Genomic DNA, 14,215 nt, shown 5'->3' on the forward strand with positions numbered 1-14,215 from the left:
TTTAATTTACATTAATAATATAAATTAAAGTTTTGATAAGTTATATTATGAGAAAAATTTATAAATTATAAGATAAAAATGAGGGATTGTTTAATGAAAATATTTAAAAGTATAATTAATATAGTCTTAACTTTAATAATAGTTATATGTGCATATAAAATAATTCATCAATTAAAAGAATATAATGATGCGGATAAAGTATATAATTTAATTAGAGAAGAAAAGGAAGAAAGTGATAATTTATTTGAAAAAAATATAGATTATAGAGGGTGGATAAAAATTGATAATACAAATATAAATTATCCAATTCTTCAAGGACAAGATAATGAAGAGTATTTATATAAAGATATAAATAATGAGTACATAGTATCAGGTTCAATATTTATGAATTATTTAAATAATGGATTTGATGATCAAAATACCGTATTATTTGGACATAACATGAAAAATGGAACTATGTTTGCAAATTTAAAAAAATATAAAGAAGAAGACTTTTTCTACAATAATAATGATATAGAAATAGAGTTAAGTAACGGTCAATATTTAAAATATAAGGTTTTTTCTGTATATATAACAGATATTAATGATAATTATACTAAAACTAGTTTTGAAGACAAAGATGAATATAAAGAATTTTTAGAGAGAATAAAAAATAAATCAATATATAAATCAGATATAAGTGTCAATGAAAATGATAAAATTATAACTTTATCAACATGTTCATATGAATTTGATGATGCTAGATTGGTAGTTACAGGCAAGCTTATAGATAAAGAACAATAATTTACTAATCTTATTTTATTTTGAAAGATTTAAAAGTATTGATAAAGTTATATATGAGAAAATTTATATAAATAAAGCTATTGATGAAAATCAATAGCTTTTAATAGTTTAGTCTAAATTTTTACCTGTAAATGCTAATGGTAAAAGTTCGTCTAATGTATATTCTAAATAGTCTTCAGTACTTTTTGCAATAATTACTTTAAAGTTTTTTAAGTCACAAAACTCAGCCATAACCTGTCTGCAAACAGCACAAGGGGCACAGTAATCACCATCTCCAGGTTTAATACCAGCTTTGTTTCCTACAATAGCAATAGCGGTAAAGTCCTTTTGTCCTTCTGAAATTGCTTTGAAGAAAGCTGTTCTTTCAGCACAGTTTGTAGGGGTAAATGCAGCATTTTCTATATTGCAGCCTTGATAAATTTCACCATTACCACAAAGTAAAGCAGCACCTACATTAAAATTAGAATATGGTGTATAACAATATTTTTGAGCATCAAATGCTTTTTCTATTAATAATTTTCTATCTATCATAGTTACCTCCTGTTTTTTTATTAAAAATACCTACTAAATTATTATTAGGATTAGGTGAGAAAATTATATCAACAAGATTATTTATGTCATTTACCTTAATAAATCCTTTGTTATATTCAACAATATTTTCATTGGCTAACTCTTTAATAATTCTATTAACACTTCTAATGTTTGAACCAACACCTTCTACTAGTATATCCTTATGTACAGTATTTAAATTGTGATCATTTAAAAATTTCCATAAAAAGAATAATACTCTATCTTTTAAATTATAGGCCACATTTGCTTTACTATTAATAGAAGTATGATACATTTTTTCGGAAAGTTTTATGTGTACATATAAAGAAAAATCACTATCATATTTAATCCATTCTAAAAAAGATTCTTTAGAAATTTTAATAGCTTCACAAGGTTCAATTGCTTCTACATAATTTAATATAGGTTTATCAGCAAATATTTCTAGTTCTCCAAATAGCTCATTTTCACAATAAGTTCTTTCAAGATATTTAACACCAGTAGGTGTTAGTGAATAAACTTTGACTTTTCCTTTTTTTATTATATATACCGAGTCAGCAATTTCATTTTGTATAAGAATTTTATCAAAAGTATTAAACTTTATGTTTATAAATTTACTTTTTATATAACTAGGACAAGTATCTAAAAAATAAGGTAAGTTGTTCATTTTAATTCTCCTTAGTAAGTAAGTTAAATAAAGTAAATTAATTATATCATATTAATTAATTTAAAGAAGTTACAAGAAAAAATCAAGGACAAATGTCCAAGAGTATTTAAAGGAGCTTTGTGAAATTAATAATATTATTAAGATGTAAAATATATTTAAAATATAGATAATGTTTAAAAAGGGGAGAGTTTTTTTTGTGAAATATAATAAGAGGGATAGATGAAATAAAATTATAGTAGATAGTTAAATAATGTTATAATTAGAATAAATTAAATGTTGAAAAGGTGATGATATTTTGAAAATAGGAAATTCTGAGTTAATAAGAAATATTGATAATTATTGTATAAATGATTTGGGCATTCCTTCAATTGTTCTTATGGAAAATGCAGCATTGAAGGTTATTAAAAATATAGATTTTCAAAAGTTTAAATCATTTACTATAGTCTGCGGAACAGGAAATAATGGGGGAGATGGCCTTGCTGTTGCACGCCAACTTTTTAGCATGAATATGAAAATAGATGTTTTTATAGTAGGAAATCATTCTATGAGTAAGGATTGCTTTGCAAATTATAATATTTTAAAAAATATAGGAATTGATATAAAGCATATTATTACCAGTGAGGATATGATAAATTTAAGGGAAGCATTATTAGAAAATGATATGGCTATTGATGCAATCTTTGGAGTAGGTTTAACTAGGAAAATAGAAGGCATCTATGAGGAAGTTATTAAAAGTATAAATAAGAGTAATTCATATATAATGGCTATAGATATACCTTCAGGAATGAAATGTGATAGCTTTGGTATTTTAGGAACTTCTATCGAAGCAAATAAAACTATTTCTTTTGAAGTTTACAAAAAAGGTTTTTTAGATTATGAAGGTGAAAAGTATACAGGTACTATAATAGTTGAAAAAATAGGTGTACCAGAATATGTAGTTAATAAATTTCACCATAAGGAGTATTTAACAGAAATAGGTGATGTAAAAAATATTATAAAAAAGAGAAATAAGTGTGCACATAAAGGTGATTTTGGGAGAATTACTATTATGGCAGGATCTGAAAATTTTACAGGAGCAGCATATATTTCAACAGAGGCAGCAGTAAGAAGTGGGGCAGGGCTTGTTACTCTTTGTACAAAGAAATCTATATTAGATATTTTAAAAAGTAAGTTAGTAGAAGCTATGTCAATGTCTTATGAGGATATTGCATTTGAAGGTGTTATATCAAATAGTGATAGTATAGCAATAGGACCAGGAATGGGAAATAATGAATTGACATTAAAGTGTGTAAAAAATATTCTATCTAAAAATGGGTGCCCTGTAGTTCTTGATGCTGATGCATTAAATGTACTTAAAGGTAATTTAGAATTATTAAAGAATAGTAAAAGAAAGATTATAATAACACCTCATATGGGAGAAATGTCTAGAATTACTGGTGTTGATGTTGAAAGTTTAATTGAAAATAGAATAGGTATTGCTGTTAATTTTGCTAAAGAATATAAGGTGATAGTATTGCTAAAAGGATATAATACTATAATTACTGATGGTAATGAAGTTTATGTAAATTCAACAGGTAATAGTAAAATGGCTTCAGGTGGAATGGGAGATACTCTTACAGGAATTATTGCTTCTTTTATAGGGCAAGGGTATGAACCTTTTAAAGCTACAATAGTATCAGCATATATTCATGGATATTGTGGTGATATACTTTCAAAAGAGATGTTTTGCGTTAATGCTTCACATGTTATAGAAAAAATTCCGTATGTAGTTGAATACCTTGTAAAATAAGTTATTGGTAATGAAATTCATAAGATTTTAAAAAGTCAAAATTGTGATTTAATTAGTATAGTGTGCTTAATAATACACATAATAAGCTCATATATAGTCAATTTATATAGTAAATAAAAATGAGGTGTAAATATGTGTACAGCATTAAGTATAAAATCAGATGAAGGAAAATATTTTTTTGGAAGAAATATGGATTTGGCTTATACCTTTAATCAAGCAGTCATGATAATACCAAAAAGTTTTCAATTTAAAGATAAAGTTACAGGAAATATGATAACTAATAATCGTGCAATAATTGGTATGGGAACAGTTATTGATAATCATCCTACAATAGCTGATGGTATGAATGAAAATGGATTAGCTTGTGCTGGTTTAAATTTTGCAGGCTATGCTTATTGGGAAAAGGAGCCTGTTGAAGGAAAAACTAATATTGGTCCCTATGACTTTATTCAATGGGTATTATCTAATCATGATACTATAGAGGAAGTTAAGAAGGATATTGAAAATATAGAATTAGTTGATATTCCTCTTAATGAAAAAACTCCTTGTCCAACACTACATTGGATGATAAGTGATAAAACAGGAAAGTCTATTGTAGTTGAAAAAACTAAAAATAAATTTGCTTTTTATGACAATACTGTTGGAGTAATGACTAACAATCCAACATTTGATTGGCACTTAACAAATTTAAATGAATATTTATATCTTACTCCAAATTATCCTAATGATACTAAATGGAGTGATCAAGAGTTAACTCCTTTAGGAATAGGTGCAGGAAGTTTAGGAATACCTGGTGACTTTGCTCCAGCTTCAAGATTTGTAAGAATTGCTTATATTAGAGCACATATGACTTCAGTAAAAAATGATATTCAAGCAGTTACTCAATTTTTCCATATGCTTGATTATGTAAAAATGGTAAAGGGCGGTGTTATAACTAAAGATGGATTAGAGGACTTAACATTATATTCTTCTTGTATGGACCAACAAGAAGGTATTTATTATTATAAATCTTATGATAATAATAGAATAAGTGCAGTTGATATGAAGAAAGAAAAATTAGAAGGTAAAGAATTGAAAATATTCCCATATCCAACAACTCAAGATATAAATTATCAAAATTAAAATATAATTAATCGATACTTATGTAATTAAATCTAAACAAGCTACTATAGCCTAAGGAAAGGATTTATTAAATAGATGAATAAGTATAGTTAGATAAAAATAATTTATAAAATACAAGAGTAAATCCCAATCTACTTGATTGGGATTTACTTATTTATTTATCCTTCAACATTAGTAATCCATTCTTTAACTTGTGGAGTTAAAGAAGCCATATTTTTAGATTCAACTTTAGAAACAAATAATAAATCTTTGCTACCAACCTTAGGTGAAAGTCTTTCTAAAATTTCATCTGCATTTAGAGAAGTATGTACAAGGTAGCTAGTAGGCATAAAGTGAGCCCATCTACCTAAAGTTTCAATTTCACAAACTAAATCGTAATCAGGATCGCCTCCACAATTACAGTTTTCTCCATGTTCATGGTCATGGTGATGAGAGTTGCTTTGCATATGGTAAGTTATAAAATAAACTGACATATAAAAATCTCCTTAAATATTATTAGTATTATTAACAGTATAGAGTTATTGAAATGTAAAGTCAATTGAAATAAAAAATCAATTAATTACTACAAATCAAAATCTCTCTTTAATTTTATTATTAATCAAAAATACAATAGATATGAATTAAATTTTAAATTATTTTAATAGATAAAAAAGAAGATTTAAGTTATATAAACTGTGGTACCATACGGAATATTATCATAAATCCATTTAGCATTTACTTTAGCAAGTCTAATACAGCCATTACTAATTTTAAAGCCAAGGCGCCCGTCTCTAACAGTATTATCTAAGTTATATATAATTGAGTGGAAGAGATAATTACCTTTAAATTGCGTGTAATAATAACAAACATATCCATGATTTTCTCCAAAAGAATAGCCTTTAGCACCAACTTTAAATGTACCTAAAGGTGTAGGAGTAGAAGGTTTTCCAATAGAACAAATATAATTTTTTACTAGGATCCAGTTATTTTTAGCTCCAGAAAATATATTAACCTGAAAATTTTTAGTATCAACCCAAATAAGATATTTAGTACTGCTAGATAAGTTACTATTATTTACAAATTGAGTAGAAGTATCATTATAATTTGATGGAAGTCTATAATTGTGAGTTAATATATATTTTGAAAAAATTATTTTATTATATAAGTTTTTAAGAGTATTATAAAATGCCATAAAATCTCTCTCTTTTAATTACTAAACATTTTAGTTTATGAATGTTTAACTTATAATGTTCGAATAAAGAGGAGAGTTTTTTATTTGCTATTATTTTTAGAAAGATAATTTTCTTAAATATCTTTTTTTATACTTTAGTTTAGCTATTGTAGTAATATCTTGTAATGTTAGAAAGTTAGTAACTCCACCTACTACTCCTACAATAGGAAGCCCTTGAATAAATTTTGAAGTTAACATATATACGGAAATTTTATTAGAGGTTTCAATTAGCATATCTTCTATATTATAAGTAGGATTTTTATTGTTATCTATTTCATCTGATATTAAATCAATTTTATCGAAGTAATGACTTCTTTCTTTACCAGAAGTAACAGTAGCACAAATTATATTTAAAATAAATGCTTTTTCACTTTCTGTTGAATAATCAAATCCATAACTTAAACTAATTTCATATATTGATTTTAATATTACTCCAATATAAATAGGTATATCAGGTAAGCCTATTCCAAGCAAACCAAGTGCAGAGCCTTCTACAATAGTTAAAGATTTATTGAAAATTGTTTTCTTGTTTGTGGATTTATCTATTTTTCTTAAGTTCTTTCTCGTTGGATATTTATTAACAGCATAAGTATTAATATCATATTCCATATTAATATTTTCTTTATTATAAGTTTTTTCTATAACAGCAGTACCTTTATCAAATACTACCTTGAATCCTTTTTGAAAAGCTAATTCTAAAGTTGATTGTAATTTATCAGGAACCATACCTTCTATTTTATCTTTAATTGGAGATATTTTATTTTTTATATAATTATCATTAGGTTCTTTTAGTAACTTTTCTTCTTTTTTAGTTATTATTTTTAATTGTTTTTGAATTAAATTATTTCTATTTGAATCCTTTTTCATAATAACATCCTTAAAATATATTTATTCATTAAAGTATAGCATAAGTTAATAAAAATTATTAATATTTTGATTTATATTAGTGAAGAAAATTAATTTATATCAATTAAAAGCAAAAAAATCCACAATAAATTTTGTGGATTTTTTATATTAATAGTTATTTACTATCTAGTCGTTGTAACACTTTTACATATTTAGGTTTAAGGTAACAATGACACGTCCCTAGCTTAGAATCTAGTTTATAAAGTTTTTTCAATTCCATTAACATTAGCTTGCTCATTATCATCAATAGGAATAACGATATATTTTTTACCATCAATTATTTTTGTTTCTATTTGTTCAACTTTTTCAGGATTTACTTTAACCACTATATCAGCATTTAAAGAAGAATCAATATCATTTTCAGAAATAGTATCACTATTTATTGATTTTACTTCTTCTTTAATTTCGGAAGTATCATTAAAATCCTCATTAGATTCAAAATTTGTTATTTCTTCTAAATTATTTTCAGTAGATATATTATCATTAGGGTTTTCTTCATTACCTTCATAATTAATTGATTCAATGGCCGCTTCAGATTCAAGCTCTGATGGAATTACATTGTTTTCAAAGTTACTTGAAGCAGTTTGAGTAACCCTTTCAAGTTTATTTTCAAGAATTTTCACTTGTTTTTCTAGCATTTCTTCTTTTTTCTTTTGGGCTTTAGCTGCAAGAGCTTTATTATCTATTAGTATATCCGCTATAGGAGGTGTATCCCCAAAATTTTCTGAATATGACTTTTCAATTTTAGTTGTAATTTCATCAGGTACACCACTTAATGCCAAGATTTCTTGAACTACATCGTTAGTTAATACTATAGGTTCATCAGTATCTTCATAAATACTATTATGTTCTTCAATCTTATTATTTAAGCTTTCTTGGATTTCCATAAAGAAATGATCGGCTTTTTTTTCATCAGGACCAAGAGCATCTCTAACAATATCATTAAAGGCTTCTTTTTGTTCTGTATTAGTTTGTTTTGAAGGACAACCTAAAACATTTTCCATTAACTCAGGATGAGTATCTTTTGCATTTTTAGTATAATACATTACAGAATTAACATCTGTACTACGATTTATAAAAGCAGGGAATACGAAACCATTACTTGGTGCTTCTACAACCCAATCTCTTGTACGTGATTTTATTGAATTTTCTTCTTCAAAGTATCTTAGCCCAGCTTTTGATAGTTCAACGGGACATATTGCACATAAAATATATTCATATACTTCTTCAGATTCATCTAGTTTTGCATTATCTTTAGTTTTTGTAATTACATCATAAGCATCATGGAATAAAAGAATTAAGAAGTTACCAGTATAATCATAATTTTCTATAATTGAATTATAAAATTCATCAAGTAAAGCATCATCTTTTAATCCACTGTTTTTTAGTTTCATAAAAGAAAGTTGTTTTTCATTTATATGTTCTTCATTAAGTTCAAAGTTAAGCTCTAAAATATTATTTCCAATAGTTCCAGATAGAACTTTTTTAGCAATTTCTAAAAATTTAAAATAATCATCTTCTTCTAAATTCAAAAATGTTTCTCTAAATTTTAAAAGTACATTTTTTTCACCATTAACATAGCAACCACACATTTTTGTAAAAGTACAATGGTCTTTTTTAAAACGCTTTTTTAATTCTAATATATCTTTTTTTCTCATAGATATTCCTTTCATCACATTAATTCTTATTAAAACATAGTAAAGAATATGTTACCAATATAAGTATAATATTCATTGAAAGTCTCTGCAAGTAATTAAAATTTGGATTAAGCAATATTTATCTTATGGTTAGCCGGTGTAATATTCTCACCTTTTTAGGTATGAGATAATAACCGCCACACACCATAAGGCAATGAATTCTTAGCTTAATGTGGAGTTAAGACTCCATAGCAAGATTATAATTCAGTTTATAATAATAGAAAAAGTTGGTATAATATTAATAAATAACAAATGATTAAGGGGGAAGTATGAGGGAAAATATAAAGTTAGTAGGGGAATTAATAAAATTATTATTTTCGTTAATAATTTTATTAGTAATGATTATTTATTTAGTTGGATCTATAAAGGAAATTTTTACTGGAAATAATGCTTTAAGTTTTATTCCAAATGAATTAATGATGATAATAAATATTTTAGGAAATATTGCAGTTATAATTAATATAACTAGACTATTAATAGGAATGGTAAAAAAAGAGTTTAATAAAATTTTAAGTTAAATGAGAGGAGTCAGTTATGGAAAATTTTAAATTTAATGCTTATACTGAAATGCTATTTGGAAAAGGTCAAATCGAAAAATTACCAGAAGTAATAAATAGATTTGGTAAAAATGTTTTACTTGCTTATGGTGGAGGAAGTATAAAGAAAAATGGAATATATGATAAAGTAAAAGAGTTACTTAAAGATTGTAATATAGTTGAACTTGATAAGATTGAACCAAATCCTAGAATTGAAACTGTTAGAAGAGGGGTTGACCTGTGTAGAGAAAATAACATTGATGTTATCTTAGCTGTTGGAGGAGGAAGTACTATAGATTGTTCAAAGGTTGTAGCTGCAGGTGCTTTTTATGAAGGAGATGCTTGGGATTTAGTAACGAATTCTGAAAAGATAAATAAAGTTTTACCTATAGTAACTATTTTAACGTTAGCAGCTACAGGATCAGAAATGAATGGAAATGCGGTTATTACTAAAATGGATACAAATGAAAAGCTTGGTACAGGAAGTGATAAATTAAAGCCACAGGTTTCTATTTTAGATCCAGAATATTTATATACATTACCAGCAATTCAAACAGCTGCAGGAACAGCAGATATTATGTCACATATTTTTGAAAGTTATTTTAAAAAGACAAAAGGAGCTTTCGTTCAAGATAAATTTTCAGAGGGGTTATTAGAAACTTGTATTAAGTATTGTCCAATTGCTTTAAAAGATCCTAAAAATTATGAGGCAAGAGCAAATTTAATGTGGGCTAGTTCAATGGCTTTAAATGGCCTTTGTGGATCAGGAAAACCAGGAGCATGGACTTGTCATCCAATAGAGCATGAGTTAAGTGCATTTTATGATATTACGCATGGTGTAGGACTTGCAATTGTAACTCCTAGATGGATGAGATATATATTAAGCGATGAAACTGTAGATAAATTTGTTGATTATGCAGTAAATGTATGGCATTTAGATTCTAATAAGAATAAGTTTGAATTAGCTAACGAAGGAATTGATTTAACAGAAAAATTCTTTAAGGATTGCGGAATTCCAATGACTTTAAAGGAAGTTAATATTGATGAAACTCATTTTGATGAAATGGCAAAAGGTGCCGTTAAGCATGGAGCTTTAGAATATGCATATGTTCCATTAAATGAAGAGGATGTTAAGAAAATTTTAGAAATGTGTTTATAGTAATTTGGGTTATGCCAGGTAGTGAGAGAAAACTACCTGGCATTATTTTATTAATAAAATTATAAATTTCCATAAATTGCTTTATTGTTCTTTTAAATAAGATTAAAATTAATATAATTAAAAAAATATATTATCTTGTGAAAGAAAATGATTATTTTTTTCTTATAAGGTAAAAATCGAGTAATGGGGGAAGTAATATGGATATTTTGACTTATAATTTAAAAGGAAAAAGTGTAAACTCCAATGCATATTATGAAAAACTCAAAGCAGTAAGCAATAGAATAAAAAATTTATTATTTGATTATGGAAAAATACAAATAGAAGAATTTATGATATATGTTGTAAAAAATAATATTGAGGATTTAAGAACAAAAGATGAATATGCTATAGAGTTTTTAATGATAGGGGCTATGTTAAAGGACTATAGAAAATATATTAAAAAAATAAATAAGGGAACTTTACGTTTATTTAAAATATTTAATAAATTAAGAGAAGGCAAAAGTTTAAATAGAAATATAGATAAAATAAGAGGATATTTAATAAGTAATATTTTAATGAAAGAAGTCAGCGAAAATGATAATTATGATATTAATATCCTTATAAATTGGATGGAAGCTAGTGGAGATTTTAAGGAAGAAGTTTACCGAATGAAAGTATGGGGAGATTTTCTTAAAGTTAAGGATGAAGAATATAAGAGAAAGTTTTTTAAGCAGTCTTTAAGCATTGCTGAAAGTATGTGTAATATTTGTGATGGAACAATTGGATTATATATAAAGCAACTTGATATTTTTTTGAAAAAAGCAAAAAATAAATATAAAAATAGAGAAGATTTAATTTATTGCACTAAGGGGAAGGTACAGTATTATTTTAATATGGTATCTTCACAAATAATGAATGAAGTATATAGCGAGCAGTTTTTACAATGTAAAGATAAGAAAATATTTGCTCCAGGATGTATGAGACAGGTAAAAAGTAAATGTAAAGCAGTTGAAGGCGAATATGGATTAAGATGCAAAAGATGTAGTGCAAATTGTAATATTAATAAATTAAATAATTTGATGGAAAATAGATATATAGATGTATGTATAATACCTCATGAAACAATAATAAATAAAATAGATGTAAAAGATAAAAATAAAATAGGAATTATAGGAATAGCATGTATACCTAACTTGATGTCTGGAGGTTGGAAGGCATTACGATTAGGTTTTATTCCACAATGTGTTTTATTAGATTATTCGGGGTGTAGTAAGCATTGGCTTGATAAAGAAAAGATGACAGAAATTAATGAACTTTATCTAGAAAAAGAAATATTAGGTAAGAAGCATTAGATAGAAAGAGGGAGTAAAAGGTGTTTTTCTATATTGTACTACCATTAATATTTATGATTCCTTTAGGAATATATATGTATTTTTTTATTAGAAGAATTTTAGGTTTGCTTATGAAGAGCAAAAAAGTTAAGCAACAAAAAATTATAAGTTTAGTTTTAACCTTAATTATAATGATACCAGCATTAAAAGTTTGGGGAACATGGGCAGTTGTAGTATTTCATATTGTTATAATTGCATGGGCAGTTGAATTAGTTTATTTTATTGTAAAGGAATTTACTAATAATAGTTTCATTAAAGTAATTTATAGAAGTGGAATTATACCATTATCATTAACAGCAATTTTAATTGTTTATGGATATATAAATGTTAATAATATAATTGAAAAAGATTATACTGTGTATACAAATAAAAATATTAGGAGTGAAGGCTATAGAGTGGATTTTATATCAGACCTTCATTTTGGTACTACTATGGATAATGAGACATTGCAAAAATACTGTGATAAAATATCAAAAACTAATGCAGATGTAGTAATATTAGGTGGAGATATTGTAGATGAAAGTACGACTTTAAAACAAATGCAAGATGCATTTAAAATATTATCAACTATTAAAAGTAATTATGGTGTATATTACGTATATGGAAATCATGATAAATCTACATATACAGTAGATCCTAATTATACTGAAGAAGAGTTAGAGGAAGCAATAATAAATTCAGGAATAAAAATACTTGCAGATGATATATATGAAATAAATGATGAACTATGTATAATAGGAAGAAAAGATAGATCTTATGTAGATGAAACTAGAAAATCATCACAAGAGCTATCAAAAGAAGTTAGTGATGATTATTATAAAATAATAGTTGATCATGAGCCTTGTGAATTAAAAGAAAATAGTGAAAATGGATATGATTTAATGCTTTCTGGACATACACATTATGGTCAAATATGGCCACTAGGACGATTAATGGAGTTGTTTAACATTAATGAAATGGAATATGGATATGAAAAAAAAGATGATATGGATATAATAGTATCTTGTGGAATAGCAGGTTGGGGATATCCATTAAGAACAGAAAAACATTGTGAATATGTAGTAATTGATATTGTGAGGAAATAAATTTTGGAAAGAGAAGAAGTAGAATTATTACCATCAGGGTTAATAACCTGTTTATTGAATAGTAAAGAAGTAAGAATAATGAAAATATCTCCTGAAAGGTTAACTATAAGATTAGCACAAGAGGTAAAGGAAATAAATGAATTAAAGGTTATATTTTATGTATTTGATGAAAATAGATATAAAGAAATAACTATAGAAAAATATAATTTGATAAATAAGGGAAAGCATGAGTTTTATGTAACTTATGTTTTTTCTATTAAAGATGAAATTTATTTACAAAATGTGAGAAATGCTTTTAACAATTATACTCGATATATTAGATTGAAGGCATATAGTGATGATAATGATTTTTCTAATGAGATGGTAGGATATCCATCAGAAAAAGATTATGATTTCTATGAAGATTATATAAGTCAAAAGCAAGAGTGGATGGTAAATTTAAATTATGATAGCTTTAATTATAGAATTTTAAATTCAGTAGAATTAGCCATTAATGTAGATAATTATGAGCTATATAATAAATATTTAAATGAAGACATAGAAACATTTATGAGCAATTATTTAAAAGATAATTTTATAGAAAAGCATAAGCTTATGTATAAAAATATATCAAGAATTTATGTTGGAAATGAGTTTTGTCATAATTTATTTCCAAGTAAAAGAATGCTTATAGATATAATAAAAAAGGCAAATAATGAGGGCTTAGAAGTAACAATTTGCTTTACATATGTTAGAGAGTGTTATATTGATAAAATAAAATCTATAATAAATGAAATATATAATTGGTGTAATGAAAATAATAAAAAAATAGAAATAGTAATAAATGATTGGGGAATGTTAAAGGTAGTAGAAAATAAACAAGATTATTTGACTTTATGTTTAGGTGTTTTGTTAAATAAAAGAAAAAAGGATCCTAGATATATTTATAAAAATGGATATAATGAAAACAAGGCATTAATAGGTGATAATAGTCTTAATAGTAAGATATTTAGTGAATTTTTAAAAGATAATAATATAAATAGATTTGAGTATGAAAGCTGTGGGTACAAACTTAATATAGCAAAAGGAAATCATACTTTACATATGCCTTTTTATGTTACTAATACATCACAATATTGTACATTATATGCAAAATGTACAAGGATGAATAGAGGAAGGCAAAAGCTTGTAATGGGATGTCCAATGTATTGTAAGGATTATATATTTTCATATCCAAAGCACTTAAAAATGGTTGGAAAATATAATTCACTATTTTCATTTGACGATACTTTATTACACGATTCAAAAAAATTAGAACAATATATAAATGAAGGAATAGATAGAATTTTATTAAACTTTATTTAAA

At 25.6% G+C, this 14,215-nt stretch carries 14 protein-coding genes; 8 read left to right on the forward strand and 6 right to left on the reverse strand.

What is annotated here, in order from left to right:
• Nucleotides 1–93 precede the first annotated feature (93 nt).
• The gene (gene srtB / locus TY07_RS03145; RefSeq protein ID WP_052330594.1) at nt 94–783 is read left to right on the forward strand and encodes a class B sortase; all 690 of its coding nucleotides are present in this window, start codon (nt 94–96) and stop codon (nt 781–783) included.
• A gap of 108 nt (nt 784–891) precedes the next feature.
• Here srtB and TY07_RS03150 read toward each other — a convergent pair whose 3' ends face one another.
• Complete coding sequence (locus TY07_RS03150; protein ID WP_042395241.1) at nt 892–1,314, reverse strand: cytidine deaminase; 423 nt, start codon at nt 1,312–1,314, stop codon at nt 892–894.
• Nucleotides 1,304–1,996, reverse strand: a complete 693-nt coding sequence (locus TY07_RS03155) for a Crp/Fnr family transcriptional regulator (RefSeq protein ID WP_042395244.1) — start codon at nt 1,994–1,996, stop codon at nt 1,304–1,306. Before TY07_RS03155 ends, TY07_RS03150 begins: the two co-directional genes overlap by 11 nt.
• Before the next feature lie 295 nt (nt 1,997–2,291).
• Here TY07_RS03155 and TY07_RS03160 point away from each other — a divergent pair, with 295 nt between their 5' ends.
• Both TY07_RS03160 and bsh read left to right on the forward strand, forming a co-directional pair.
• Nucleotides 2,292–3,785: a bifunctional ADP-dependent NAD(P)H-hydrate dehydratase/NAD(P)H-hydrate epimerase gene (locus tag TY07_RS03160; protein ID WP_042395246.1), complete on the forward strand. Its 1,494-nt coding sequence runs from the start codon at nt 2,292–2,294 to the stop codon at nt 3,783–3,785.
• Nucleotides 3,786–3,917: 132 nt separating this feature from the next.
• Nucleotides 3,918–4,907: a choloylglycine hydrolase gene (bsh, locus tag TY07_RS03165; protein WP_042395251.1), complete on the forward strand. Its 990-nt coding sequence runs from the start codon at nt 3,918–3,920 to the stop codon at nt 4,905–4,907.
• Between the two features lie 158 nt (nt 4,908–5,065).
• Here bsh and TY07_RS03170 read toward each other — a convergent pair whose 3' ends face one another.
• From TY07_RS03170 to TY07_RS03185, 4 genes are all read right to left on the reverse strand, one after another.
• Nucleotides 5,066–5,380 carry a hypothetical protein gene (locus tag TY07_RS03170; RefSeq protein WP_042395254.1) on the reverse strand — a complete coding sequence of 105 codons (315 nt, stop codon included), beginning with the start codon at nt 5,378–5,380 and terminating at the stop codon, nt 5,066–5,068.
• Nucleotides 5,381–5,565: 185 nt separating this feature from the next.
• Nucleotides 5,566–6,078 (reverse strand): L,D-transpeptidase, encoded by a 513-nt coding sequence (locus tag TY07_RS03175; protein ID WP_052330595.1) that lies wholly within the window; start codon nt 6,076–6,078, stop codon nt 5,566–5,568.
• Between the two features lie 96 nt (nt 6,079–6,174).
• Nucleotides 6,175–6,984: an EcsC family protein gene (locus TY07_RS03180; RefSeq protein ID WP_156327407.1), complete on the reverse strand. Its 810-nt coding sequence runs from the start codon at nt 6,982–6,984 to the stop codon at nt 6,175–6,177.
• Between the two features lie 236 nt (nt 6,985–7,220).
• Nucleotides 7,221–8,681 carry a DUF4317 domain-containing protein gene (locus tag TY07_RS03185; RefSeq protein WP_042395607.1) on the reverse strand — a complete coding sequence of 487 codons (1,461 nt, stop codon included), beginning with the start codon at nt 8,679–8,681 and terminating at the stop codon, nt 7,221–7,223.
• A gap of 308 nt (nt 8,682–8,989) precedes the next feature.
• On the opposite strand from TY07_RS03185, the gene TY07_RS03190 reads away from it, so the two are divergent.
• From TY07_RS03190 to TY07_RS03210, 5 genes are all read left to right on the forward strand, one after another.
• Nucleotides 8,990–9,238 (forward strand): hypothetical protein, encoded by a 249-nt coding sequence (locus tag TY07_RS03190; RefSeq protein WP_042395259.1) that lies wholly within the window; start codon nt 8,990–8,992, stop codon nt 9,236–9,238.
• Nucleotides 9,239–9,254: 16 nt separating this feature from the next.
• On the forward strand, nt 9,255–10,415 hold the full coding sequence (locus TY07_RS03195) for an iron-containing alcohol dehydrogenase (protein ID WP_042395261.1): 1,161 nt from the start codon (nt 9,255–9,257) through the stop codon (nt 10,413–10,415).
• Between the two features lie 197 nt (nt 10,416–10,612).
• Nucleotides 10,613–11,746: a DUF116 domain-containing protein gene (locus tag TY07_RS17155; protein ID WP_052330596.1), complete on the forward strand. Its 1,134-nt coding sequence runs from the start codon at nt 10,613–10,615 to the stop codon at nt 11,744–11,746.
• Between the two features lie 110 nt (nt 11,747–11,856).
• Entirely contained in the window at nt 11,857–12,870 is a 1,014-nt protein-coding gene (locus TY07_RS03205) for a metallophosphoesterase (RefSeq protein ID WP_172676158.1), read from the forward strand.
• Between the two features lie 3 nt (nt 12,871–12,873).
• A complete protein-coding gene (locus tag TY07_RS03210; RefSeq protein ID WP_042395263.1) occupies nt 12,874–14,214 on the forward strand; it encodes a hypothetical protein in 1,341 nt (446 codons plus the stop codon).
• Nucleotide 14,215: the final 1 nt, after the last annotated feature.

The sequence above is a fragment of the Clostridium saudiense genome, assembly GCF_000577815.1.
Taxonomy (GTDB): Bacteria; Bacillota; Clostridia; order Clostridiales; family Clostridiaceae; genus Clostridium; species Clostridium saudiense.